The organism is Paenibacillus sp. J22P165 (assembly GCF_059692015.1).
The window spans coordinates 356,752-382,037 of the sequence record NZ_JCAUAP010000005.1 but is presented as its reverse complement, the minus strand read 5'-3'; the positions used below and the strand labels follow the sequence as shown (position 1 = coordinate 382,037).

Genomic DNA, 25,286 nt, shown 5'->3' with positions numbered 1-25,286 from the left:
ATGGAAATGGAGTTCAAAAATGCAACTTATATATTACAAAATGTAAAGGATCGTTGTCATTATGTCAAGCATCATTTACGGAAGATGAGGAAGGTTTTAACGATCATGATACAATAATTTATGATGGTTAATCAGCAAATATCTGGTTAGCCTTTTTTAATTATCTCAATTGAAAATGTTAATATAATCGTTCGCAACGTGGGGTTGCGCAGTCGGTTTCGAAATGGGAGAATGGTCAAAACTACCCAAGCATTGAAATCATTATTAAAATTAGCGATCTGTTTGGGTTAACTATCGATGAGTTACTAAGGAGTGACGAGGAGTTGACAAAAAAGGTGATCAAAGAAAGCAAGCAATTGGCTTATCCGAAAATAAAGTTTCTATTTGATGTTTTCGTTGTAATTGGCCTTGTGTTGTTAGTACTCAAACTCGTTGTCCTCTTTCTTAATAAAGTAACAACACTGGAGATTACCTTGTATGGAGGGTCATTCTTCTGGAACTTCGGTTCACTGATACTCATGGTTGTCGGGGGAATCGGCTCGAGTATGATGAAAGAGAAATACAAACAAGACTAATCAAATGACAAGCGCTAGGGTTCGCGGCAGGAGCAAGCACAACTGTGCCATAGTACAAGTATCGCGTGAACCACAAGGATTATCGCGAATCATGTCGAATATTTCTCGTGGAATATTATGTAAGTAAATAGGGGGTAACAAAGTGAAAAAAATGATTGTTTCTATGGCGATTATTGGAGGTGCCATGCTTACCTTCGCCACTGGTATCTATGCAGGAGCTTCGATTGAGAGCATTCAGGCCTATATTAACCGGGATATCAAATTTAGTGTAGACAAAGCTGCATGGGTACCTAAAGATCCTGATGGGAAAGTTTTAGCTCCTATTATTTATGACGGATCCTCCTATCTCCCAGTAAGGGCTCTGGCAAATGCAACTGGAATGAGTATCGACTGGGAATCCGAAACAAATACGATTGTCATCGATACTAAGCGTACTTCTTCCACCGCCGGTATACCATATAAAGATTCTTCCTCATACCAACCTGGTACCAATCCAAACGCGCAACCTACACCAGCTGTTCCACCGAAATCGAATGAACCTTCCAGTAGTGACACGGAATTCTCGAAGCTGCCAACATCAAGTGTTCCTAATTCCATTCTTAACTTTCTAGTCAAAGTAGAGAACCCTCTGGTGGTTTACAACTATTATGATAAAATGTTTTGGCTTAGGTCAGATAATCCAGGAAAAGGGTTGCAAGAAAATCAGAAGTTAGTATTTAATGTGGCTAACCAAGATTTCAAATCGTTCATAGTTCGGTATTGGCCCTCAGAAAGTGCAGGCTATCATAACTATATCGTAAAAGATCAAAACGGGAATGTTTACCCGATCGAAAATACAAGTCAATCCTACCCATATGAAACGAACCAACCTCCTGATTCAGAAAGTCGGTTTAGGACTGCTTGGCAGGGGACCGTTCATTTCAACAAAGGGCCTGTAACTCAGGTTTATCTGTATTATACGCCGCTTAGTAGCAAGCATGATTCGGAGCATTTGTTGGTGGATTCGTATTTTAGTAAGGCTAACTGATGTTGACATTTATTAATTTTGATGCAAGAATGAATTAACTGAATGTTCGAATAAAATTCATTGACGAGAAAGAGTAAGCTAATCCCCTTGTTCCACAGAGAGTTGGCACATGCTGAAAGCCAACGTTCAAGACTTAGCCGAAAATCCTCTCCGAGAAGGAAAGCTGAAGTTGTTCAGTAAGCTGACCCGGGATCCAGCCGTTACAATGGACGCGTATGATGGTACGTAGTGAGAGGTGTCGTAAGATCATGGTTTCATGATCATTACGGAACTAGGGTGGTATCGCGAGATGAAATCTCGTCCCTTATGGGGCGGGATTTTTTTGCGTTTTTCCACGGTCCCATCAATGAATGAACTTCAAGTTGTAACTAGAGAGAGGATGAGAAGTATGAGAAAAGTGGATGTGAAAGAGATGGCAAGGACCCGTGAGCTTCGTGTTCTTGATCAGTGGAAACAAAACGATACATTTCGCAAATCGATTGAAAACCGGGAGAATAAACCGAATTTTGTCTTCTACGAAGGTCCACCAACTGCGAATGGGGAGCCTCATATTGGGCATGTGCTTGGTCGTGTCATCAAAGACTTTATCGGCCGTTACAAAACGATGTCTGGTTACCGCGTCGTTCGTAAAGCGGGTTGGGATACACACGGTCTTCCTGTCGAGCTAGGTGTGGAAAAAAGATTAGGTATCTCCGGGAAACAGGAAATCGAGACGTACGGAGTCGCCGAATTTGTGGAGAAGTGCAAAAGTAGTGTTTTTGAATATGAGAAACAGTGGCGTGAAATGACCGAAGCGATCGGCTACTGGACGGATATGGAGAACCCGTATGTTACACTGACCAATGATTATATCGAGAGTGTATGGCATATTTTATCCACCATTCATCGAAAAGGGCTGCTGTATAAAGGGCATCGCGTCAGCCCGTATTGTCCTGATTGCCAGACAACGCTTAGCTCTCACGAAGTTGCGCAAGGTTATGAAGATGTTAAAGATCTGAGTGCCACCGTGAAATTCACAAGTAGCAATGGTCAGGAACATTTTCTGGCATGGACGACAACCCCGTGGACGCTGCCTGCGAACGTTGCTTTGGCTGTCAATAAAGATCTGAATTACGTCAAAGTAAAACAGAACAGTGAAGTTTATATTGTAGCCAGCAATCTAGTTGAAAAGGTCATGAAAGAGAACTATGAAATCCTTTCCACGCATAAAGGTTCTGAATTTGTAGGCACTAGCTATGTTGCTCCATTTAGCTATTTAAGTGTCAATAAAGGACATATCGTTGTAGATGCAGACTATGTTAGCGACACCAGCGGTACTGGCATCGTGCATATTGCTCCAGCTCATGGAGAAGATGACTATCGTACTGTTCGCCAGCACGAATTGGATTTCGTGAATGTCGTAAACGCAGCCGGTCGTTATACCGATCAGATCACTGATTTTGCAGGACGGTTTGTGAAAGAGTGCGACATCGATATTGTTAAAAACTTGTCTGAGCGTCATTTATTGTTTTCGAAAGAACGTTATGAGCATAGCTATCCATTCTGCTGGCGCTGTAAATCACCGCTTCTCTATTACGCGACGGAGAGTTGGTTCATCAAAACGACCGCCATCAAAGAACAGTTGATCGAGAACAATAGTAAAGTCACCTGGTATCCTTCGCATCTTCGTGAAGGTCGATTTGGTAAATTTCTGGAAGATCTCGTTGATTGGAATATCAGTCGGAATCGCTATTGGGGGACTCCTCTCAATGTATGGGTATGCCAAGACTGTTCAGTGGAATATGCACCAGACAGCCATAAGGATCTTCGTGAGCGGTCAATCGATCCAATCGAGGAAAGTCTTGAGTTGCATAAACCCTATGTGGATAAAGTAAAGCTACGGTGCTCATGTGGTGGTGTTATGGAAAGAACTTCAGAGGTGATTGACGTCTGGTTCGATAGCGGGTCCATGCCATTTGCCCAGTATCATCAGCCTTTTGAACACACAGAGCAATTCCAGGAACAGTATCCTGCTGATATGATCTGTGAGGGGATCGATCAAACGAGGGGTTGGTTTTTCAGCTTACTGGCCGTCTCCACCCTATATAATGGGAAAGCTCCCTATAAGGCTGTTTTATCAACAGGTCATGTCCTCGATGTAAATGGTCAAAAAATGTCCAAAAGCAAGGGCAATGGTATTGATCCTTGGGAAATCATTAACGAATATGGCGCTGATGCCTTCCGGTGGGCATTGTTATCTGATAGCGCACCATGGAATAGCAAACGTTTCTCCAAACAAATCGTGGCTGAAGCAAAATCCAAGGTCATCGATACGATCAATAACACACATGCTTTCTATGCGTTGTATGCGACGATTGATGGATATAAACCCGAAGAGCATCCGCGGCAGGTTAGTACGCATGTATTGGACCGTTGGATACTGTCGAGATTGAATAGCACCTTGCAGCATGTTGTAAAAGGGTTGGAGGTCTACGATTTCTTAAATCCAGCGAAGCAAATGGAGTCTTTTGTAGATGAACTAAGCAACTGGTATATAAGGCGTTCGCGGGATCGTTTTTGGGGGAGTGGATTAACTGCTGATAAATTAGCAGCGTACCAAACGTTAAGTGACGTTCTAGTGTCGCTTGCACGAATGATAGCACCGTATGCACCGCTCATCGCAGATGATTTGTATGCTAATTTGGGAGGGATGGAAAGTGTTCATCTCACCGATTATCCAACAATGAACGAGACTGTACGTGATGTATCACTTGAAAATGATATGGAAGCTGTGCGACGAATCGTAGAATTGGCTCGCAATATCCGGAATGAAACAGGAATCAAGACCCGGATGCCACTGTCCGAGTTGCTCATCTCATTTGATGGTGACGGTAATTTGAGTCAATTCGAAGATATCATTAAAGATGAGATCAACGTCAAAGAAATCCGAGTTGTACAAAGTGATGTGGGCTTCGTACACTACAATTTCAAATTAAATTTGAAGTCTGCAGGTAAAAAGTACGGTAAATTCGTTGCGCCTGTCCAAAATCATTTGAAGCAGCTTTCCGCTGAACAAACAAAAGAGGCCTTGGACAATGGCCACCTGGATGTTACGATCGATGGTGAAAAGCTGCATATCCAGCTTGAAGATTTGCTTGTGGAAAAACTAGCGAATGATGGCTTTGCATCAGCAACCGGTTACCAAATGACAGTCGCGTTAAATACGACAATGACCGAAGAACTGGAACAGGAAGGTATCGTAAGAGAAGTCATCCGTACCGTTCAAGACTATCGTAAAAAGCTAGGACTCCCTATCGAAAAACATGTTAATCTCGTTCTCGATGTGGAAGAGAAGCTGAAAGCAGCGTTAATGCGTTTTGAGCATGTTTTGAAGGAAAATGTGTTACTATCCCGTGTTAGATATGCAAACGAAACCGACATGGAAGAAGCTTCGTTCGGGGAATATCAATTCGGTTTGCTGATTGAGTAGTGTAAAGTAAAATAATTAGGTGGGCTGCCTGGATTAATACTGGGCAGCCTGTTAAATTAATGTATGATATCTTAATCTCGTGAACAGGAGTGAATCTTATGGAAATCTATATATCAAATGAACCGAATAATGATGACAAGTCCTATATAGTAAACAGATTGATTGAATTTAATATGAGGCATTTCCCTGATGACTTGAAGGGCAAGTACCAAGTAGTTAATCTGTTTTTAAAAAGTGCTGACAATAAAACTTATGGTGGGCTTATTGGGGAAATATTTATGAATTTTCTCGAGATAAAGTATCTTTTTGTAGAAGATGAATTGCGAAAATTAGGTTATGGAAAGAAACTACTAGCAGAAGCTGAAAAATTGGCTGAAGCAAACTCGTGTGATTTTATCAAGTTAGATACTTTGAGTTTTCAGGCATTAGATTTTTACAAAAAACAAGGTTTTGAAGTGTTTGGAACTTTAGAAAATGTTGGTGGACATACTCATTATTATTTAAAGAAGGACATTTAACACTTGGCGAAGGGGATTATACGTTTATTCAACATTGAACTGAAATGACACGGTTGGATAGTCCGAGAAGCTGAGTCGATTGGAAGCTACCCCCGATCATTTGATCATTATAATGAGTCAAATAAAACGAGAGTGAAATATGATTGGGAAGAACAAGCTGGCCCCATTGACCCTTGCAAGCCTCTGCCTGTAGTGAATTTTGAATGGTAGTCCCGTTGCAAACGAATGAATGATAGGATTGGCGGGTTAAAAATCCTCTTGCATAGTTGAAATCGGCAGAGGTTACGTTTACTTGCAAATTGGTCCCATCATCTAACTGAATGGTCACCCATTTATTCATACATTGTAAAATGTTTGAAATCCCTCGTCTGTTATCGGGATATGATGGGAAGCTATTCCACATATGATTATCTCCTTTGAAATTAAAGTTCGGACGTTACTCCTCCGAGTGATCGGATCATACATTGTTTTCACCATATGCTAGGGAATGGGCATTTGTGCACAGGTTGAACAGAACCACACGTGGGCTCAGGGTAAATCAATATTTTTTGATTAAGTGATTGACCTCTTATGAAAAAGATGGTAAATTGATATTATGAAATTAAATCAAAAAAAATTGATTAATCGTACTATTAATGCTAAAGAAGGTGTAGACAATGATTAAAGAAATACCGATTACATCAGTGAATGAGCCAATTCTATCCTTAAAAGAGTATGAATCAAAATTCAAAGCTCTTGCCGATGAGAAGCGATTACAAATCATGTATGAACTTACTCAGCGTGGTAACACCTGTGTGTGTGATCTTACTGAAATTGTAGATATGCCTCAATCTAAACTATCTTATCATTTGAAAATTTTGTTGGATGCGGGGATGATTACAAAGGAGACACGCGGTACTTGGAGTTACTACGAAATCAATCAAACTGAAGTAAGTCGAATCCTTTCTGAGCAATTGTGTTGTATTTTTAAACCTGCTCGGAATGACGGCAGTGATTGTTGCTAAATTTTTTTTTTTTTTTTTGGTTTATAAATCAATTTTATTTGATTAATACTCAGGGAGAAACAATGAAGAAGAGGTTAATTGCTGAATTTATTGGCACTTATTTTTTGGTCTTTGCTGGCCCAGGAGCGATGGTAATTGACGACATCACCAAGAGTATCACGCATGTGGGGGTCGCCCTCACCTTCGGACTTGTTGTTATGGCTCTTATCTATTCGTTCGGGCATATTTCCGGTGCTCATTTTAATCCCGCGGTTACCATCGGTTTTTGCGTGAGGGGCGATATGACTCTAAGAGACGGCCTATACTATATCGTCATACAGTTTGCTGCAGCGGCTGCGGCCAGTTACACCCTGCTTTTGCTATTTGGGAATGTTGCGAATTTAGGAGCCACGCTTCCGCTTTCAACCGAGAGTCAATCATTTTTTCTTGAGTTTATTTTAACGTTTGTCCTAATGATGGTCATTTTAGGATCTGCTGTACACGGTAAAGCCGTTAAAAGCTTTGCCGGGATTGCAATCGGCGGTACAGTTGGACTCATGGCAATGTTCGCAGGTCCTATAAGCGGTGCCTCAATGAACCCAGCACGGTCGTTTGGACCAGCAATCGTTTCCGGTGTCACGCAGCATTTATGGTTATATGTAGTGGCAACAGTCCTTGGAGCTATAGTAGCATCACTAACATACAAACTTTTACATGAAGAAGGAGATACAGAAAATGGATAAGAAACTTGTGTACTTTCTTTGTACAGGAAATTCTTGCAGAAGCCAAATGGCAGATGGATTTTTAAAAGCATTAGGTAGTGATAAATATGATGTCAAAAGTGCTGGCTTGGAAGCACACGGGCTTAACCCCCGCGCTGTGACTGTAATGAAAGAGGCTGGTGTCGACATTTCCCATCACACTTCTGATGTAATCGATCCAGAGATCTTACAGCAAGCAGATTACATCATCACACTTTGCGGTCATGCTAACGATAATTGTCCGGTCGTACACAATGATAAAGCGGAGCGATGGCACTGGGGATTTGATGATCCAGCAAAAGCAAACGGTACAGAAGATGAAATCATGGCTACATTTCGAGAGGTCAGAGATTCCATTAAAAACCGCATGGAGCGGTTTGTGAAAGAAGGTAAATGAATTTGATAAAAAGAATGCACGTAGCGGTAAACTGTAGCAACCTCGAAAAATCACTCGATTTTTATAAAGCCTTTTTTGGAGAAGAGCCAACCAAGGTGAAAGACAATTACGCTAAATTCGAGCTTGTAGACCCAGCACTTCACTTTTCAATAAACGTTCGTCCATTCGAGAAAAATGGCGTGCTTAATCATATGGGGTTCCAGGTGAATGACACCGGAGAGGTGCTGGCAATTGGTGAGCGTCTCCGCCATGCTGGGCTCCTTTTAATTGATGAGATGAACACGACCTGCTGCTATGCCGTTCAGGATAAAGTCTGGGTTTATGACCCAGACGGAAATGCGTGGGAAATATTTTATACGAAAGAAGACTCGGTATTTGAAAGTGCTGGTGAATCACGTGACATATCACTCTGCTGTGCCCCAGTTGAATCAACAAGTGAGGCTTGCTGTTCGCCTGTATCCGGGCAGACTGTGATTACATTGGATTCATTTTCGAAAAACAGAGTCTGACGGATAGGGTTACGCAAGAACGCTAAACCCCTGCAGATGAATATAATGAAGAAGTTTTAAGTGTTGGGTAGCTGCGACTGATTTCGGAAATGCTGCGGAGATATCCCCTCAAACTTTTTGAATATCCGACTGAAATAAAAACTGTCTTGAATCCCTACTTCTTCCCCAATTTCTCCGATCGTCTTGTCAGAGCTAAGCAGCAAATGCTTGGCTCTTTGCACTTGTAATTGATGTACATAATGGACAATTGTGGTTCCGGAATACTTCTTGAATACTTGGCATAAATACTCATATTTTCGGTCCAAGCTCGTTTCTAAATTTCCTCTATTTATATCTTTATCAAAGTAATTATTCAATTGGTTAACTAGTTTGCGATAAGTAATATAGGACACTGGAAAGGTGGTGTCATGGTGGCTTTGCTCTAGGAAGTCATTGGCGATTGAGCGTAGGATTTCCCCGAGTAACAGAGTTTGGTGAAAACGAAAATAGCCTTTTGGCGAATTCGATTCGCTAACAAGTTTCTCAAATAGCTCAAGCAAATGAAACCTGCGTTTAGATAAATGGAGCTTAGGAATAACAAGAAGATCCTCATGACTGTTAGCAGTTGTCCGCAACTCCGTTTTTTCCCTATGGACAATATTAAGGTCAGGTACGCTAGTATTGTTAAATGGGCTGAGCTCAGGATCCGATGAGAATTGCGTCCAAAAAAACAAACCCTGTCGCTCTCCTCGGTCCCATCCCGTATGTTTTTCCCAAGGGAGTAGAAGAAGCGATTCTCCTGATTGCAAGGTGTACCGTTGATGATTTGCCTCAATCCTAATCGGTCCTTCAACGGCAACAATGAGCTGATAAAATGGATTTTCATGCGTTCTTTGGAAGGATGCTGAATTCGCATCGAATAAATCAGCCCATTTCACATCAAGTGCGGAGAGCCTTGATAACGAATAATACATGTCAACTGCCTCTTTTTTTCTCTGCGACATATCAATATCCTCCATGGTATCGGCTTGCACACGATATTATAATTACGTTGAATTCCGATCGAGCAGTTTACCGTCATTATAGCAAATTGGAGGAGACAAACCTATGAGCATCAGTATCTTAAACGAAAATGATTATTATAGAACCGTGTATGGGGGTTGGCTGGGTAAAAATATTGGAGGTACATTAGGAGCTCCAGTAGAAGGAAAAAAAGAGCTATTACAGCTAGATTTCTATCCTGTACTTCCAGATGGTCCACTTGAGAACGATGATTTGGATTTACAACTCGTATGGCTACATGCACTTGAGCAATACGGACCGAAGCTCACCTGTAAGGAACTAGGTCAAGAATGGGTAGAGCACATTTTCTTTCCTTTCGACGAGTATGGGTATGCACTAACGAATTTGAGAAGAGGTCTCGTGCCACCTGTTGCCGGAGTGTTCAACAACCCATTTATCGATTGCATGGGGTCTCCTATTCGATCTGAAATCTGGGGGATGGTCTCGCCAGGTGCTCCTCACGTTGCTGCTCATTTTGCCTACCAAGATGCTGTTGTAGATCATGCGGGAGGAGAAGGGGTCTACGGTGAGATGTTTTTCGCTGCGATTGAAAGCGCAATCTTCATGGAGAAAGACAGAGACAAACTGATTGCCATCGGTATGTCCTATATCCCTCCGTCTTGCCGAACTGCGAAAGCATTGGTTGATCTACTAAAATGGCATCGTGAAGGGAAAGATTGGTTGGAAGCGCGCGAACTGATCTTGGAACATCATGGTCACGATAACTTCACCGATGCCCCTCAGAACATCGCATTTACGATCTTGGGTTGGTTATATGGGAGCAACTTTGAAGATGCAATCTTAAAAGCAGTTAATTGTGGATACGATACGGATTGTACGGCGGCTACCCTTGGTGCAATACTCGGTATGATCGTCGGACCAGAAGGATTACCTGAGAAATGGGTGAAGCCTGTAGGTGATCGTGTCGTTGTTAGCCCACCTATCAAAGGATTTCCAGCTCCAACTAATCTGGACGAGTTGACGAACCGAACGATTCGTATAGGGAAGCAGGTTCTGGCCGTCTGGGATACGAATATCGTTGTACTTCCAGGGCATCCTACTGATTTCGGAGATAAGGCATTAGGAATGAATTTGAACGATTCCCTTAACGAATTAGTGAACAGGAATGTGTTACTAGATCGCAGATTGCTGCCGAACCATTCAATTGAAGCAGTCAGTCTTGTCCTAGAAGTAGATTATGGCGAGAACGGGCCTTCCATAGGTCGGAATCAGCGTAAGCAACTTAACCTAACGATCACCAACCGTTCGACAGAAGCGTGGCAAGGAAACTTAGCCCTAGAACTACCTAATGGCTGGGAGGGTACGAAAGAACAATCGTTTAGAATCACAGCAGGTAATTCCTCCAGTTTTACCTTTGATGTATGTTCCACTAGCATGGCCACTTCTACTTACGAACTGGCAGCAGTGGTTACAAGAATACATGACAATTCTATTTGGTCTCAGTGGAAGGAACCGATACACTTAGTTTCTGCTACAGAATGGACAATATGGGGCCCTAATGACGAAAAAGGCGTCCATGCGATATGCCAAGGAAATCGTATTGAATGGGAAACGATCTTGAATACGGAGAATAACGGCGTATATCGTGCTCAAACATTGCTTTGTAATCCATCAGAGCGTAAGGTCAAGCTCATCGTGGCTTCCAATGGGCTCGTTTCTGCAAAGCTTAACGGTAACACCGTCATTCATTGTAGTAAGATAGAAGAATTTATGCCGGCATATCACAGAGCTCCGGAGAGCCAGCGGATAGAAATAACCTTACCTGCCGGAAGCCATGAGCTTGAAATTGTTGCACATAGAGAGAACGCACCTCTATTGGTATACGTATTACCAGTTGCCATTCATAAAACAGAGCAATCAGGACCGTGCTACTATTATACGGATATATTGTTATGCAACTAAAACATCGTTAACTTCATGGTCTGCCCCGTATGTCTGATAAAGACTGCTGGGCAGGCTATTTGTTTTTACGGGAAACCTTATATAAATAATTTCTATACATTTGAGCTAGGAATCAGAAGGTTATGGCTACCAGAAGAAGGTTGAGGTCAGTATAATTTTAAAAAAAGACATATCAGTCCATCATTTATCAGTAACTACAGGAGGTTTTTATGAACAAGCTAGCCCAACCCAAGAAGCTAGGAGCAATCAGCGCCAGAACTCGGCAGAGCAATGAGCTGCTATCGTATTTAAAGAGCAACTACGATATGTATCTGCTGCTTATTCCCGGATTGTTGTTTATTCTTGTGTTCAATTATTTACCTATGTATGGAATTGTATTGGCGTTTAAAGACTTTGACATGTTTGCTGGCAGTAACCCGTTTACTTCTTTAATCAAGAGTGAATGGGTAGGGTTCGAGCATTTTGACAACCTATTTGGGCGAGCTGATTTCAGACATGTGTTGGGAAATACACTCATTATTAGTTTCTACAAGTTGGTTTTTTTGTTTCCGCTTCCGATTATTCTCGCTGTTATGTTGAATGAACTTCGCATTGCGGTTTACAAAAAAGTATTACAGACCGTGATCTATTTACCACATTTTCTTTCATGGGCAGTTGTAAGCGGTATCTTCGTCACCTTGCTCGGCACCAATGGTATCGTCAACCAGTTTCTTGATCTTCTCACTGGTCATACAATCAGCTTTCTAATGGATAAATCCGTGTTCCGCTCCGTATTGGTAGTAACAGACGGTTGGAAGGACATCGGTTGGAGCTCGATTGTATATTTGGCCGCCATATCGGCTATTGATCAGGAACAATACGAAGCTGCTACTGTCGACGGAGCTAGTAAATTCCAGAAAATCTATTATGTTACGCTCCCAGGCATTGCGCCGACGATTCTGCTTCTGCTCATCTTGAAGGTTGGACATATTCTGGAAGCTGGCTTTGAGCAAATTTTTATTATGTATAATCCAACCGTGTATGATGTTGCGGATATTATTGGCACCTATGTCTACCGTATAGGATTAGGGCGAATGGATTTCAGCCTCGGAACGGCAGTGGGCTTATTTAATTCGGTTGTCGCTTTTATACTCATCGTATCGGCTAACGGGCTGGCAAGAAAATGGTTGAAAAAAAGTATATGGTAAAGGGGGTGTCTGCCAATGATTAAAACGAGTATTGGTGAAAAAATATTTAATGGTATTAATATAATAGTGTTATTTCTATTAGGGCTCTTAACATTGCTTCCATTCCTTCATGTGGTAGCGAAATCGATGAGCAGTCAAGTCGCAATCAATTTGGGTAAAGTTATTTTTTGGCCGGTCAATTTGCAGTTTAAGACGTATGTATACGTAATGAGCGATCCTCAGTTTTTGAATTCGTTTCGCAACTCTCTTGTCATCACAGTGGTGGGAACGATGTTGGCACTTACTCTGACCGTCATGATTGCTTACCCGCTGTCGAAGCCAAAGCTGAAAGGTAGAAAGTTTTTTCTGCTCTGTTTTGTATTCATCATGTTATTCAGTGGCGGTATGGTTCCCAATTATTTGTTGTACAAAACGTTAGGGATGATCAACACATTGTGGGCGCTTATTGTACCTGGTCTTATGTCCGTATTTAATATTTTGTTGGTCAAAACCTTCTTCGAGGGGTTACCGGAAAGTGTGGAGGAATCTGCGCGAATAGACGGAGCCAGCAATTTCACGGTGTTGTTCCGCATTGTGCTGCCAATGGCGATGCCCGTGTTGGCTGCGGTTGGATTGTTTTTTGCAGTTAGCTATTGGAATAGTTACTTCTCAGGTGTGCTGTATATTACCAAGCCGCATCTGAAGCCGTTACAGCTTTATCTGTACGAACTGATCAGCCAATCGACGCCGGATTCGGGGGGCGAAATCGATGTTGAACGTATGATGAATATCGATCCGGAGTCTATTCGCGCAACGACGATCATTTTGTCAACACTGCCTATATTATGCCTCTATCCTTTTCTGCAAAAATATTTTGTGAAAGGAATTACGATTGGTTCAGTCAAAGGTTAAGAGATAAAAGGATATAGATTTGAACTAGAAACCATAAGTTCATCATCTTCCCAAAAGAAACAAGGTTCACGATAATGTAAATAGGATCAGAAGAAAATAAAAAAGAAGAGGTGTCTACTTTGCGCAAAGAAAAGTATGGGGTCGTTCTATTGACAGTAGCAGCATTGACGGGGTCATTATTGGCGGGATGCAGTTCGAACGGAACAAATGCACCAGCAGCAAGCTCAACCGTTGCCCCGAAGGCGGAAGAGAAAAAACCAGTGTTGAAAGTTCTAATTCCCTTCCAGTCGTTTGATCCAAACACAGACCCTGCGGCATTACGCATGGAGAAAGAAACGGGCTACAAGGTAGAATACTTTACGTTACCTAAAGATAATGCGAATCAGAAGTTGATGTTGGAGCTTGCTTCAGGAGAAGAGTACGATATTATTAAAGTAAGCAATCAGCAGTTCACTGAGCTTCTCGGCAATGGCTCATTACGAGAGCTGGATAGTCTGTTAGCTGCAGATGGCAAGCATATTATGAATGCGGTTTCACAACAAGGATGGAGTTCAGCTATATCGAATGGCAAGAAATACGGCGTGCCGCTTGAAGGCGGTGGCGACATTAACGATCCCTATGGCCTGATTCAAGGTGGAATAGGCATAAGAACGGACATCCGTGATGATTTGAAACTGCAGACACCAAAAACGGTTGACGAGTTCTACAATACGCTGAAGGCCATTAAGGAGTCCAAGGGAATCATTCCACTAACAGCGAGCGGATCGGACGGGTTTAACGCAACTATTGGAAGCGCGTTTGGACTCGGGGCAACTCCTTGGTACGAGACAGGGGGCAAGTTAACTGCGCGCGTAAAGACACCGCAATATTTTGAGTACGTGACATTTATGAATAAAATATATCAAGAAGGTTTACTCGACAAAGACTTCCCAATCAACAAAGCTGCCACAACGTTGCAGAAATTTAATTCAGGCCAGGCTGCGATGTTTTCACCGACTTACTTCTGGGACATTCCGACGATATTACCAGCATTAAAGGAGAACAACGCAAAGGCAAACTTGGATATTATTACACCATTGGTTGGTAAGAACGGTAAGCCGTTTGTGTCTCAAAGAATGCAGGCGTCGGTTTACGAAGTTATTCCGAAGACAGCGAAAAACCCTGAACATGCCATGAAATATATGAATCTTCGCGCTGAACCGGGAATCTTCCTGTCGACCTACTTGGGAGAGAAAGGAAAGCATTTTGAGATTAAGGACGGTAAATACTTCCCGATTCTTCCAGCATTCGATGAATTGAAAAACTCGAAACAATTCACTGGAGCACCGAAGGCTGGCGAGGAATATAAACTGTGGATGGCACGGGCTAGAAAAACACCGGAGATGGCGGTTGCATTTGAGAAGATGAATGCGGATTTGAAAAAGGACTGGTTTCATATCGACTATACGGGTTACGCGACAAGTTTGAAAGAATCGCAGCAATATCAAGTGTCTTTAAGCAACATGGAGAAGGATTTTCTGATTAAAGCTGTTGTAGAAAAAGGCGATTTGAAAAAGCTGTATGAGACGTTTCTAGCTGAGTATGACAAGCAAGGCGGCGTAGTGCTGGCGGACGCGATGAATGCGTGGTACGCGAAAAATAAGTAAAACGGCAAGGAAATTAATACCAAGCATACCTGGCTTTTTGGCCGGGCTTGCTTGGTATATTCCATAATTACGGGGAGTGAAATTGACATGCAACGAATGATTATTGTGGATGATGAGATGTCGACCCGGACGGGCTTGCGTGATTATATGGATTGGTTCAGCTACGGTATTGAGGTTGTTGGCGAAGCTGCGGACGGTGAGAGCGGTTATGAACTCTACGAGAGACTTCGTCCTGATATTGTTATTACGGATATTAAAATGCCGAAATTGGATGGCATAGGGTTGGCGAAACGGCTGCGACAGGCGAATGCAAACGTCAAGATCGTGTTCATTAGCGGGTACGACGATGTGGATTATTTGAAGTCAGCGATGAAGATGGATGCGATTGATTATATTCTAAAACCAATCGACCGCAAGGAGCTTGGCGCCGTATTCAGTAAAATTGCTAAGCTTGCCGATTCAGAAAGGCAGCAGCGCGAGTTGATGAATGAAATGACGGCGAAGCTCCAGCAAAGCGTACCGTTGCTGAAGGAAAAGTTTCTGCTGCGTTTAATTACGGAGCGGGATCATAATGCCGTTGAGCTGCAAAGACAAATCGACTTTTTGGAGTTGAATTTGCCCCTCGAAGGGGAGTATGTCGTTTGTGTTATCGCGATCGATGACCGGCAGTTGCTAGTTGAGCATATGGTGCAGAAGGACATCGAGTTGATCTCGTTCTCCATCCAAAATATTTGTCAGGAAACCATCGATCGGGTAATCAATGGTTATGTGTTCGAGTGCCGGAAAGGTATATTTGCCGCCATTCTTAGATTTCGGACAGAATCGGAAGTAGAACTGCTCTATGAAACGTTGGTTGACTTGAAGGAGAAGCTGGACGATTTCCTGACTAGGATGATGAATATCAGCGTATCGATTGGCGTAGGCAATCCAGTTCGGCAGTTGAAGTTACTGCACCAGTCGTTCGGTCAGGCGGAGGATGCGCTGCTGCAGAAGCTGTTTCTGGGCAAAAATAAGCTTATCATGATCGATCAATTGGATTCGGAGGACTCCTTCGACTACATGGCCATTCGGGAAGAGTTGTATAAGTTCGACGCGATGTTAAAGTCGGCTGAAATTACTAGAATTAATCAGTTCCTCGAGGAACTGGCGAATCGGATGTCTCGGACGCGTCATGTCTCGGTCAAATATTGCCGTATGATCTTTCATGACATCGTCTCCGGCTCATCCCGTTTTCTTGCGGGCATTCATGCTTGGACGGATCAGCAAGAGGGACAGGAGGCAATCGTCAGGAAAAGTATCTCCAATCTGGAGACGATTAGTGAAATGAAATCTGCCGTGCAGCAGTATATGGCTGGCGTGGCTCAAAGTATTTTTGATAAAAAATATAAAAAATCTCGCAATGTGATCGAAAAAATTAAAGCGTTGATTGAAGCGCGCTACAATGAAAATCTGACAATTGCCCATATCGCAGATGAAATTCATTTGACGACCACCTATGTATGTCTGATTTTTAAGCAAGAGACGGGTTATACGTTGAACGAATATGTCACGAAGGTGAGAATGGAGATGGCGATGGAACTGCTGAAGGATTCCGATAATCGTCTATACGACATTTGCCACGCTATTGGTTATTCGGAGCCGGGGTATTTCAGTAAAATGTTCAAGCGACATACGGGCTTAAGTCCCAGTGAATTCCGCACTCTACAAGTAGCGTTTGAACCGGAGGGAAATTAAGTGGGGAAACGGTTGAGAGCAGCGCTTCAGTGGCACAAACATTCCTTGATGTCCCTGCTAGTTGGTATGAAACAGAAGAAAATATGGGGAGTGTATCTGCTAATTATCATCGTGCCGACACTCCTGTTTGTCCGACATTACTTTGAGAAAACGTCTGCCATTATGCAGGACGAAGTGGCCGATTCGATGTTGCAGGCCGTGCGACAAGTGGAATCGAATATCGCCTACCGGTTGTCCAAAGTAAAGGAGACTTCTGATAGTTTGGCGAAAAATATCGAGCTTTACAAACGCTTGGGCAGACCGCCGGAGGAGGACACGTTTCAGGCGCAGATTGAGGATATGACGCAGTTGAACAATATGATTCAATCGCTGGAGAGACGTAACGAGGTGTTAAAAATAAGGTTGTATGTCGAGGATCGCAAGCTGTATGCATCTGAGAATCTGACCTACTATAGTTTGCAAGCTATGAAGAATGAAGATTGGTTCGGGCAGGTGGAACAAAAACAGGGAGCAGCGGTCTGGCTCCAGACGCAGCAACTTTATTATCTGAACGCGGTTGGGAGTGCGCAAGTTATTCCACTTGTTCGAACGATCAAACATCCGGATGATTTCTCCTATATTATCGGGGGGCTTGCAGTCGATATGCCGGAAAAGCTTATCTCTTCCGTGCTGGACAGCGTAAGTTTCGAAGGAGACGATATTGCGGTATATGACAAAGTAGGTCATATTGTGTCGCATGCTAATAGCGCGAAAATTGGGCAGTCCATGGACGATGAGAGCTGGAAACTGATAAGCGGAGTCGAGGAAGGAATTGTAAGCGTTCCCAGAGGAGAGTATCTGATTTTCAAATCAGTAAGAGGAACGGATTGGAAGGTAGCTGTACGAATTCCGTTGGCGAACATCTCAGCAGGCAACGAGAGGTACGCCACGATCTCAACGCTTGTTATCGTGATTAGTTGTTTAATTATCTTTATTGTTTTAGTCATTTTTATTTTTGCCGTCATTACGGAAGCAATGGTGCGCAAAATACGCAACATGATAGTGATGATTAAGAAAGAAGGGATCGATGCGGACATCGGGCAGATTGCCAGCCACACCGGTTCGATAAATAGCCTGGAAAGCAACGTCAGTCTACTGATTGGAGCCATCAAAAATCTGTCGATGGAAGCCTACAGCGCCAATGCGAAAGAGCGGGAAGCTCAGCTGCGGGCACTGCAGGCGCAAGTGAATCCTCATTTTCTGTACAATACGCTGGATACAATTAACTGGATGGCCATTCGCAAGGGTTCGGATGAGATTAGCACCATTGTGAATTCGCTTGCGCAATATTTCAGGTTGTCCCTTAGTAAAGGAAAAGACATCGTGACGGTAGCGGATGAAATCAACCTGGCAAAATCCTATTTGGAGATCCAGAAGCACCGCTTCCATGAGATGTTTGAATATGAAATTACGGTTCAAACCGATCTGCTGGCCAAGAAGATCCCCAAGCTGAGTCTTCAACCAATTATCGAAAATGCACTGCTCCACGGCATTCAACAATTGGAAGGCAGGAGCGGACATCTTAAGATTGAAGGCTGTCTGATCGAGAATGGTTATTGGCTGGCGGTCACCGACAATGGCGTCGGGATGGACGAAACGACACTGGCGATGCTGTCGAGAAATGATGTACAGGAGGAGCGGCTTAGCTACGGGCTGTTTAATGTCAAGGAGAGAATTGAGCTATATTTCGGACCGAGATCTGGCGTGCACATCGAGTCGAAACTGCATGAAGGAACCAAGGTAGTAATTAGAGTAGCAGAAGACTAGTCATACTTCTTCCTATCTAAAAAAACCATACGATAACATCAGAAATAGAAAGAATGAGCATTCGAATTGGTTCGTCTATGGTCTACAATAAATAGCTGTTAGGACCTCAAAACGGACTGGAGGAAGTTGAATAAATGGATGAGAAGACGATGTACGATGTTGTTGTATATGGGGGCAATGCAGGCGGAATCGCTGCAGCGGTACAAGTAGCCCGAATGGGCTTAAAGCCCATTGTGCTTGAACCGAGCATCCGGATTGGTGGACTTACGACAGGAGGGTTGGGTGCAACCGACGCAGGGGATCCCGCTGGTGTTGGCGGATTTGCCAAGGAATTTTACGAGCGATTGGCCAAAAATAGCGGATTGGAAGGCTTGATGTGGCGCTTCGAGCCCAAGGCGGCTCTTCGGGTATTCGAGGAGTGTTTGGCGGAGTGCAGTGTAAGCGTCAGAGTTAACGCCAGGTTGGACGGGCAATCCGGTGTTCAAATGGAAGGCAAGCAGATTGTATCGTTGAGGCTTGAATCAGGTGAAATGATCAGGGGCCGCGTTTTTATCGACGCCAGCTATGAAGGTGACCTGATGGACGGAGCCGGTGTTTCGTATACGGTGGGAAGGGAAGGCAACAACCAATATGGTGAGTTGAATAACGGCATTCGTCAACCGAAGCGCATCACTCCCGCCATTGATCCCTATCGGGTGCCGGGAGACCGCACAAGTGGACTGTTGCCCCGTGTGAATGAGAATCCGGGTGGTGGCATCGGCGAAGGGGATCGTAAGGTGCAGGCCTACAATTATCGCATGTGTCTGACCGATGATCCGGATAACCTAGTTCCAGTTGAAAAGCCGGAGCTTTATCATGAGGAAGATTACGAGATTTTATTTCGGCTGCTTGAAGCCGGTTATCGAGAGCAACTATTCAAGCTGACGATGATGCCTGGCCGGAAGACAGATTCCAATAATACGGGCGTATTCTCAACGGACTACATCGGCATGAACTATCATTATGCGGAGACAGATTATGCTACCCGTGAGGCAATCGAGAAAGCGCACCAGACTTACCAGAAAGGTCTGATCTGGACCTTGCAGAATCATCCGCGCGTGCCTGCGGAAATTCGGGAGTTTTACCGGCCGTGGGGGCTTCCAAAGGATGAGTTCATCGACAACGGACATTGGCCGTCGCAGCTATACGTAAGGGAAGCAAGGCGCATGCTTGGAGAACGCGTCGTGACAGAGCGAACGGTAGAACGGGAAGCGCTGGACCATGATCCAATTGGGCTTGGGTCGTATTCGATGGATTCCCATTACACGCAATATTGTTTGGATGAAGAAGGCTACTTATGTGTCGAAGGCGGATTTATGGCTGCGGTGAAGGCGCCGTTTGCGATTAGCTATCGGGCGATAGTACCACGCAGCGAGGAATGCGAAAACTTACTAGTGCCCGTATGCCTATCGGCTAGTCACGCAGCCTATGGGTCGATCCGGATGGAGCCGGCTTTTATGGTACTTGGACAATCGGCGGGAGCGGCGGCTGTACTGACAGTGCTCAGGGGAGGGACCGTGCAGGAACTACCGTACCCGGAGCTGCGTGAAGTATTGGATCGAAGCGGTCAAATATTAGATCTTGGCGTTGACTATGTCACACCTCCCGAGACTTCCGGGAATCCGCTTTAAGCCAAGCAATGAAGGAGGAGTAGGGGAATGGAAAGCAGCTTTGATGTGATTGTGGTCGGCGGCGGAATTGCTGGTGCGATGGCGGCGATCGGTGCTGCACGCTGCGGTGCGAAGACGGTATTGATTGAGCAATACGGATTCATGGGTGGCATGCTGACCGCCGCAGGGGTAGGACCGATGATGACCTTTCATTCGGGGGCCACACAAGTCGTGCAAGGACTTACCGGTGAACTGATCGACAGACTGAAGGCAAAAGGCAAATCACCCGGTCATGTCGAGGACACGACGGGTTATACGTACACCGTTACGCCATTTGATGCCGAAGGGATGAAATATGAACTGGACCTGATGTTTACGGAAGCCGGCGGGCAATTGTTGTATCATACGATGCTTGCGGAGGCGAACGTCGAAGGTGGAACAATCCGTTCTATTAAAGTGGTTAACAAAGCGGGATTGAGCGAAATTACCGGCCGCGTGTTTGTTGATGCCTCAGGCGACGCTGATCTGTCCGCATGGGCAGGCGTAGAGTTCAATAAAGGTAGGGAGCAGGACGGTGCAACACAGCCAATGACGATGAATATGAAGGTGCGCAGTGTCGATATCGCCCGCGTGAAGGCGTATATCCGATCTCATCCAGAGGAATTTCCAAGGCTTGCAACTGAAGAGGATAGGGAGCGAGTGTTGCGAGCGGAGCGGTTGTCGATTGGTGGATTCGTAAGCGCAATGAGGGAAGCGATGGATAACGGCGAGCTGTCGGGCGTTCGCGATGATCTGCTATTCTTTGAGACGAACAACCCAGGCGAGGTCATCGTCAACACTTCCCGGATTCTAGGCTATGACAGCACCAACCCTTGGAGCTTGAGCGAAGCCGAGGTTGTGGGCAGAAGACATGTGAAGGAGTTGGAGTCATTCCTGAAGCGGAAAATTGTCGGCTTTGAAGACGCCATCGTCATGTCGTCCGGTCCATCGGTCGGCATTCGCAGTTCTAGACAGATCAAAGGTTTATATACACTGACGCTTGACGACCTGTTACAATGCCGCACTTTCGACGATGTGATCGCCCACGGCGGCTATCCGATTGACATTCATCCACCGAAGGGCGAGCAGGAGGAGCATTTCAAGAAAAGGAATCGGGAGATCACACATCTGAAATCCGGAGAAACATACAGTATCCCCTATCGTTCTCTGATCAACGATAAAATTAGCAATCTAGTTACGGTAGGCCGCTGTATCTCGACTACGTTTGAGGCGCAGGGGGGCATTCGTGTGACGCCGATTGCCGGTGCAATCGGACATGGCGGCGGCGTCGCTGCCGCACTAGCGGCATTGGGCGGCAAGCCGACAGGCGACATTTCCGTGCCCGAGCTGCAAGAGGAGCTTAAAAAGCAAGGCGCCTACCTAGAAATATAGGATATTAAAAAACAAAGGACGGTACTAGCATGAAACATAGCAAGCATGACGTGCTTATATGTGGTGCCACGTTAGCCGGGATCGGTGCAGCGATTGCTGCACGCGAAGCAAACCGGGATGTCATCCTGGTTGAGCGAACGGGGGGAGTTGGCGGAGAATGGATTGAGGCGATTCACCCAGGAAGCATGGGGAAGGAACTAGTGACGGATGTCGGAAAAGCCCTTCATGCAGAGCTGCAGGAGCGAAATCTACTGGGGGATGATGGACCTATTCATTTGCCAGGGCTTCATCCAGTCCTCTGCTCGTGGATTCAACGATTGGGAATCCAAGTCGCTTTCTTAACGGAGGTAATTGAGATTACCAACCAGAATGAAGGCGGAGGATACGAAGTATTGTTGCATGATGCCGCTGGCTATCGGACCCTATCGGTCGAGCAAGTGCTGGATACCTCTTCGGAACGGCTGACGACGCCAGCACAATTGGCTGTACCCACGCGCAAGTGGCTGAATGCTTACCTGCATCATCCCGATAACGGACGTACGTCATGCCCAGCTCCGCTGGATGCATCGATGTCTATCCGCCAAGGTAGATTTCTAGCGGAAATTATTATGCAGCGGGAGATTGATCCGGCGACTAGCTGGCAACAAGCGAGACAGGAGTTGCATCGTTACTGGCAGGCGCGCGGGGAACAATGGTCTGCATGGACGATTGCAGCGATAGCGAGTACGTTTGCGTGCGATGTACCGCAAGGGCCGCATGTGCTTACAGCACAGTGGCAATGGTTACCGTCCGCATCTTATGCGAACCCGTTGGCGGCATTTGATCAAGGTTATGCGTATGCGCGAAAGGCGGTGGAGAGTCGACATGCATCACACGGATGAGATATACGACGTAGTCGTAGTGGGACTCGGCACGGCGGGCGCGATCGCTGCGATTGCCGCTGCGCGCCAAGGGCTGCGAGTACTTGGCATTGACCGTCATACGAGTATGGGCGGAGTAGGCACAGCCGGTGCAGTACTCGGCTATTATTATGGGATGCGCGGAGGCTTGTACGAAGAGTTCGACACCCAGGTGTTAGCGACGGAGAAGGACGTCTATACGCCAGCGTTTGGCGTTAACCCGGAAGGAAAACAGTTCGTGCTGGAACAGGAAGCAGAACGGGCAGGCGCTGTTATTCGCTACTGTACAACAGTCGTAAGCGTATGGACGACAGATAAAACGGTGCGAGGTGTCGAATGCTTTTCTCCAGAGCGCGGCCGTTATATGATCGAGAGCCGTGTCGTGATTGACAGCACAGGCAATGCTGATATATGCCGTCTGGCTGGATGCGAACTACAGGGAGGCCGTTCATTTGATGGTCAGGCTCAACCGTTTTCGAATGCGCTGATCAAGATCGACAAAGGTCGTATGCGTGGCTACTATACAGATTCTGGATATGTATGTCCGGAGGATCCGGAAAGCATGTCGCGCGCCATCGTGCAGTCGGCGCTGTTGTCTACGCATTTGTTGCCACGATATAGCGAAGAGGAGCGGTATATGCGGATTGCGCCACAGCTTGGCGTACGCGAAGGAACATGTATTGTCGGGGAAGAGACGGTTACGCTGGAGAGCTTCTTAAAGGAACAATACTCGCGTGAGCCGCTGTTTATGGCATACTCCAATCTGGATAACCATAGCAAAGATGTTGCTTTCGAAAGCGAGCTGCAACGGGATTGGACCGTGGCTGCAAGTCTGTGGGGATTGAAGTTTACCGTGCCGATTCCACTTGGCGCACTTATTCCGAAAGGTTATGATGGCTTGCTAGTTGCTGGCCGCTGTCTAGCGGTGGATCACGATATGGCCGCCTGTGTCCGGATGAAACGGGATATGCAGAAGAGCGGCGAGGCTGCAGCTTATGTCGCCTATATGGCGATCACGAAACAGAAGCCGCTGCGAGAAGTGCCGTATATAGAACTCGCCAAGATGTTGCGTACAGCCAACGTCTTGACTGAACGAGATAAGGTGTACTTTGAGCAGCGTGTTGCACCAGGGACAGAGCAGGAGCCGCCCATTCGTTGGATGAACGATGAGGGGGACATTCGTGCTGCGCTTTCGAGTGTGAAGCCTGGCATTGCAATCTGGTCCGCCTGGAGGTTTGGAGATGCGCTGCGACCGCAGTTACGGCAATGGATTCATTTACGCAACGACATGCATTTATATCGCAATAGCGCGATGGCACTTGCACTGCTGAACGATGAGTCGGCAGCGCCTGTGTTGCGCGAAATGGTAGCGGAGCGGGATTCGTTTATGCCTCAGACAAGTCTGAAATACAATCAGGTACGCGGATACGCAGCCGTATATTTACTCGGTAAGTTGGCGGACAAACAGAGCGTCCCGATGTTGATTCAGATGCTGAAGTCACGGGAAGGGTTTACGTTTGAAGACGTCAATAAAGAGTTTCTATCTGGCGATGAAGATTTGCGGTTTCAGTATGTCTCTTATACCTTGATGTCGCTCTCTTCAATAGGCCATGTACATGTGGAGACACGTGCTGCTATTCAGGAGGCATTCGAACAATATGAGAAGCAGTTGGACGGATCGCTTGCCATTTCATTTAAGGGAAGCACGGTTATTCGTAATGTGATGGACGATAAAATTCGTTTGCTTATCGAGCGCGTACTGCGGCAGTGGCATTGAAAAGAAAAGTCTCCTTGGTAAATCAATTACAGACAGTGACACAGGATACTCCTCTAAATACAGAGACCAGTTGGTACAGGGTTAATTTCAATTCGACGAGTTTGCCAGTCGGTACGAAATATATAAAGATTCTGCTTACCAATGATCCGTTAATCTACACCCCGCAAATATCAAAAGTGATCATTAAATAATCGAAGCTTCATTAAGAAAAGATACTCTGGAGAGTAAACTGACTCCTCCGAGAGTATCTTTTTCGTTTTTACATCTCTTTATAGTACTTGAAGCGGTAATAAGTACAATATCCAATGATAAACATGTAGGCAAAAACAAATAACAGTAACACGATTAAATCTATACCCATCAAGGCAAGGGGGGTAAGTAAGGCTCCAAACATAAAGATCATCATGTCATATGCTTTCGCTTTTGCCCGAGAAGCGATTGCCAAATTACGCTCATCTTTCATTTCAATCTCTAGCTGCTTTGCAGCGGCGGAATTATTCTTCATAGCGTGTAGGACGACTATTTCTCCCATACTGTGACCGAAAATACTACTGCCAAGCCCGAAACAGATATAGGGCAACGCTCGCAAAATACCTTGTGGATCTTCCATTGTTTTGATGAAGTACAGACCAACTACTAGTAGTGCTAAGCCTACGACGGCAAGAATATAAGATGAAGTCGTTTTTGTCATACAGTTTCATCCTCCTCATAAATAAAGATCTCTTCGATACTCATACCGAAATAACGAGCAATTTTGAACGCTAAGAGGATTGATGGGTTATAACGTCCGTTTTCCAGCGAACCGATCGTTTGCCTGGACACTTCAAGAGCCAATGCTAATTCTTCCTGCTTAATTCCGCGTTGCTTGCGGATTTCTTCTAAACGGTTGTTCACTGCGTTTACCCTCCTAACGGAAAGTTAACTTTCCATGAAAAGTATATCGTGCAACGCCAATGATGTCAAGTTAGCTTTCCATTCTGATGAAAGTGTCATGCCGCTAAGAATGTCCTAAAACCTGAGATAACATAGGGATATTCCGCTTATAGCGCGGGTCTTGAAGTTC

General features: G+C 45.0%; 21 protein-coding genes, 1 pseudogene and 1 other annotated feature. Of the genes and pseudogenes, 18 read left to right on the top strand and 4 right to left on the bottom strand.

Features of this window, described 5'->3' with window-relative positions; genetic code table 11:
• Positions 1-209: 209 nt before the first annotated feature.
• From AC58QM_RS14390 to AC58QM_RS14375, 4 genes and pseudogenes are all read left to right on the top strand, one after another.
• Positions 210-575 (top strand): annotated as a pseudogene (locus AC58QM_RS14390) (helix-turn-helix domain-containing protein); the annotation flags it as partial.
• A 151-nt stretch (positions 576-726) separates the two neighbouring features.
• The gene (locus tag AC58QM_RS14385; RefSeq protein ID WP_497285310.1) at positions 727-1,602 is read left to right on the top strand and encodes a stalk domain-containing protein; all 876 of its coding nucleotides are present in this window, start codon (positions 727-729) and stop codon (positions 1,600-1,602) included.
• Between the two features lie 51 nt (positions 1,603-1,653).
• Positions 1,654-1,910 (top strand) — a binding site (T-box leader).
• Positions 1,911-1,990: 80 nt separating this feature from the next.
• Positions 1,991-5,071, top strand: coding sequence for an isoleucine--tRNA ligase (ileS, locus tag AC58QM_RS14380; protein ID WP_497285030.1), 3,081 nt, complete (start codon positions 1,991-1,993; stop codon positions 5,069-5,071).
• 98 nt (positions 5,072-5,169) lie between these two features.
• Positions 5,170-5,589, top strand: coding sequence for a GNAT family N-acetyltransferase (locus AC58QM_RS14375; RefSeq protein ID WP_497285028.1), 420 nt, complete (start codon positions 5,170-5,172; stop codon positions 5,587-5,589).
• A 28-nt stretch (positions 5,590-5,617) separates the two neighbouring features.
• Here AC58QM_RS14375 and AC58QM_RS14370 read toward each other — a convergent pair whose 3' ends face one another.
• Positions 5,618-5,992, bottom strand: coding sequence for a hypothetical protein (locus AC58QM_RS14370; protein ID WP_497285026.1), 375 nt, complete (start codon positions 5,990-5,992; stop codon positions 5,618-5,620).
• 253 nt (positions 5,993-6,245) lie between these two features.
• Between AC58QM_RS14370 and AC58QM_RS14365 the strand changes: the two genes are divergently transcribed.
• From AC58QM_RS14365 to AC58QM_RS14350, 4 genes are all read left to right on the top strand, one after another.
• Entirely contained in the window at positions 6,246-6,593 is a 348-nt protein-coding gene (locus AC58QM_RS14365) for an ArsR/SmtB family transcription factor (RefSeq protein ID WP_497285024.1), read from the top strand.
• Positions 6,594-6,655: 62 nt separating this feature from the next.
• On the top strand, positions 6,656-7,315 hold the full coding sequence (locus tag AC58QM_RS14360; protein ID WP_497285022.1) for an MIP/aquaporin family protein: 660 nt from the start codon (positions 6,656-6,658) through the stop codon (positions 7,313-7,315).
• Positions 7,308-7,730 carry an arsenate reductase (thioredoxin) gene (arsC, locus tag AC58QM_RS14355; RefSeq protein WP_497285020.1) on the top strand — a complete coding sequence of 141 codons (423 nt, stop codon included), beginning with the start codon at positions 7,308-7,310 and terminating at the stop codon, positions 7,728-7,730. The genes AC58QM_RS14360 and arsC overlap by 8 nt, the downstream gene beginning before the upstream one ends.
• A 5-nt stretch (positions 7,731-7,735) precedes the next feature.
• A complete protein-coding gene (locus AC58QM_RS14350) occupies positions 7,736-8,239 on the top strand; it encodes an ArsI/CadI family heavy metal resistance metalloenzyme (RefSeq protein WP_497285308.1) in 504 nt (167 codons plus the stop codon).
• Between the two features lie 56 nt (positions 8,240-8,295).
• Here the strand turns inward: AC58QM_RS14350 and AC58QM_RS14345 are convergent, their stop codons facing one another.
• Positions 8,296-9,222, bottom strand: coding sequence for a helix-turn-helix domain-containing protein (locus tag AC58QM_RS14345; RefSeq protein WP_497285018.1), 927 nt, complete (start codon positions 9,220-9,222; stop codon positions 8,296-8,298).
• Positions 9,223-9,325: 103 nt separating this feature from the next.
• Here AC58QM_RS14345 and AC58QM_RS14340 point away from each other — a divergent pair, with 103 nt between their 5' ends.
• From AC58QM_RS14340 to AC58QM_RS14295, 10 genes are all read left to right on the top strand, one after another.
• Entirely contained in the window at positions 9,326-11,203 is a 1,878-nt protein-coding gene (locus AC58QM_RS14340; RefSeq protein WP_497285016.1) for an ADP-ribosylglycohydrolase family protein, read from the top strand.
• Between the two features lie 209 nt (positions 11,204-11,412).
• Positions 11,413-12,390 (top strand): ABC transporter permease, encoded by a 978-nt coding sequence (locus tag AC58QM_RS14335; protein WP_497285014.1) that lies wholly within the window; start codon positions 11,413-11,415, stop codon positions 12,388-12,390.
• A 15-nt stretch (positions 12,391-12,405) separates the two neighbouring features.
• Positions 12,406-13,281 (top strand): carbohydrate ABC transporter permease, encoded by an 876-nt coding sequence (locus AC58QM_RS14330; RefSeq protein WP_497285012.1) that lies wholly within the window; start codon positions 12,406-12,408, stop codon positions 13,279-13,281.
• A gap of 119 nt (positions 13,282-13,400) precedes the next feature.
• Positions 13,401-14,927, top strand: coding sequence for an extracellular solute-binding protein (locus AC58QM_RS14325; protein WP_497285010.1), 1,527 nt, complete (start codon positions 13,401-13,403; stop codon positions 14,925-14,927).
• Positions 14,928-15,014: 87 nt separating this feature from the next.
• Entirely contained in the window at positions 15,015-16,661 is a 1,647-nt protein-coding gene (locus AC58QM_RS14320; RefSeq protein ID WP_497285008.1) for a response regulator transcription factor, read from the top strand.
• Entirely contained in the window at positions 16,662-18,467 is a 1,806-nt protein-coding gene (locus AC58QM_RS14315) for a cache domain-containing sensor histidine kinase (RefSeq protein WP_497285006.1), read from the top strand.
• 134 nt (positions 18,468-18,601) lie between these two features.
• Positions 18,602-20,137 carry an FAD-dependent oxidoreductase gene (locus AC58QM_RS14310; RefSeq protein ID WP_497285004.1) on the top strand — a complete coding sequence of 512 codons (1,536 nt, stop codon included), beginning with the start codon at positions 18,602-18,604 and terminating at the stop codon, positions 20,135-20,137.
• 27 nt (positions 20,138-20,164) lie between these two features.
• Positions 20,165-21,547, top strand: a complete 1,383-nt coding sequence (locus AC58QM_RS14305) for an FAD-dependent oxidoreductase (RefSeq protein ID WP_497285003.1) — start codon at positions 20,165-20,167, stop codon at positions 21,545-21,547.
• Between the two features lie 29 nt (positions 21,548-21,576).
• Positions 21,577-22,428: an FAD-dependent oxidoreductase gene (locus AC58QM_RS14300; protein ID WP_497285001.1), complete on the top strand. Its 852-nt coding sequence runs from the start codon at positions 21,577-21,579 to the stop codon at positions 22,426-22,428.
• The gene (locus AC58QM_RS14295) at positions 22,412-24,223 is read left to right on the top strand and encodes an FAD-dependent oxidoreductase (protein WP_497284999.1); all 1,812 of its coding nucleotides are present in this window, start codon (positions 22,412-22,414) and stop codon (positions 24,221-24,223) included. Before AC58QM_RS14300 ends, AC58QM_RS14295 begins: the two co-directional genes overlap by 17 nt.
• A gap of 259 nt (positions 24,224-24,482) precedes the next feature.
• On the opposite strand, the gene AC58QM_RS14290 is transcribed toward AC58QM_RS14295, so the two are convergent.
• Both AC58QM_RS14290 and AC58QM_RS14285 read right to left on the bottom strand, forming a co-directional pair.
• The gene (locus AC58QM_RS14290; protein ID WP_497284997.1) at positions 24,483-24,914 is read right to left on the bottom strand and encodes a hypothetical protein; all 432 of its coding nucleotides are present in this window, start codon (positions 24,912-24,914) and stop codon (positions 24,483-24,485) included.
• On the bottom strand, positions 24,911-25,117 hold the full coding sequence (locus tag AC58QM_RS14285) for a helix-turn-helix transcriptional regulator (protein WP_497284996.1): 207 nt from the start codon (positions 25,115-25,117) through the stop codon (positions 24,911-24,913). Before AC58QM_RS14285 ends, AC58QM_RS14290 begins: the two co-directional genes overlap by 4 nt.
• Positions 25,118-25,286: the final 169 nt, after the last annotated feature.

Coding starts and splice junctions, on each gene's coding strand:
- AC58QM_RS14385 (WP_497285310.1), top strand. CDS start 727: ATGATTGTTTCTATGGCGATTATTGGAGGTGCCATGCTTACCTTCGCC.
- ileS (WP_497285030.1), top strand. CDS start 1,991: ATGAGAAAAGTGGATGTGAAAGAGATGGCAAGGACCCGTGAGCTTCGT.
- AC58QM_RS14375 (WP_497285028.1), top strand. CDS start 5,170: ATGGAAATCTATATATCAAATGAACCGAATAATGATGACAAGTCCTAT.
- AC58QM_RS14370 (WP_497285026.1), bottom strand. CDS start 5,992: ATGTGGAATAGCTTCCCATCATATCCCGATAACAGACGAGGGATTTCA.
- AC58QM_RS14365 (WP_497285024.1), top strand. CDS start 6,246: ATGATTAAAGAAATACCGATTACATCAGTGAATGAGCCAATTCTATCC.
- AC58QM_RS14360 (WP_497285022.1), top strand. CDS start 6,656: ATGAAGAAGAGGTTAATTGCTGAATTTATTGGCACTTATTTTTTGGTC.
- arsC (WP_497285020.1), top strand. CDS start 7,308: ATGGATAAGAAACTTGTGTACTTTCTTTGTACAGGAAATTCTTGCAGA.
- AC58QM_RS14345 (WP_497285018.1), bottom strand. CDS start 9,222: ATGTCGCAGAGAAAAAAAGAGGCAGTTGACATGTATTATTCGTTATCA.
- AC58QM_RS14340 (WP_497285016.1), top strand. CDS start 9,326: ATGAGCATCAGTATCTTAAACGAAAATGATTATTATAGAACCGTGTAT.
- AC58QM_RS14335 (WP_497285014.1), top strand. CDS start 11,413: ATGAACAAGCTAGCCCAACCCAAGAAGCTAGGAGCAATCAGCGCCAGA.
- AC58QM_RS14330 (WP_497285012.1), top strand. CDS start 12,406: ATGATTAAAACGAGTATTGGTGAAAAAATATTTAATGGTATTAATATA.
- AC58QM_RS14320 (WP_497285008.1), top strand. CDS start 15,015: ATGCAACGAATGATTATTGTGGATGATGAGATGTCGACCCGGACGGGC.
- AC58QM_RS14310 (WP_497285004.1), top strand. CDS start 18,602: ATGGATGAGAAGACGATGTACGATGTTGTTGTATATGGGGGCAATGCA.
- AC58QM_RS14305 (WP_497285003.1), top strand. CDS start 20,165: ATGGAAAGCAGCTTTGATGTGATTGTGGTCGGCGGCGGAATTGCTGGT.
- AC58QM_RS14300 (WP_497285001.1), top strand. CDS start 21,577: ATGAAACATAGCAAGCATGACGTGCTTATATGTGGTGCCACGTTAGCC.
- AC58QM_RS14295 (WP_497284999.1), top strand. CDS start 22,412: ATGCATCACACGGATGAGATATACGACGTAGTCGTAGTGGGACTCGGC.
- AC58QM_RS14290 (WP_497284997.1), bottom strand. CDS start 24,914: ATGACAAAAACGACTTCATCTTATATTCTTGCCGTCGTAGGCTTAGCA.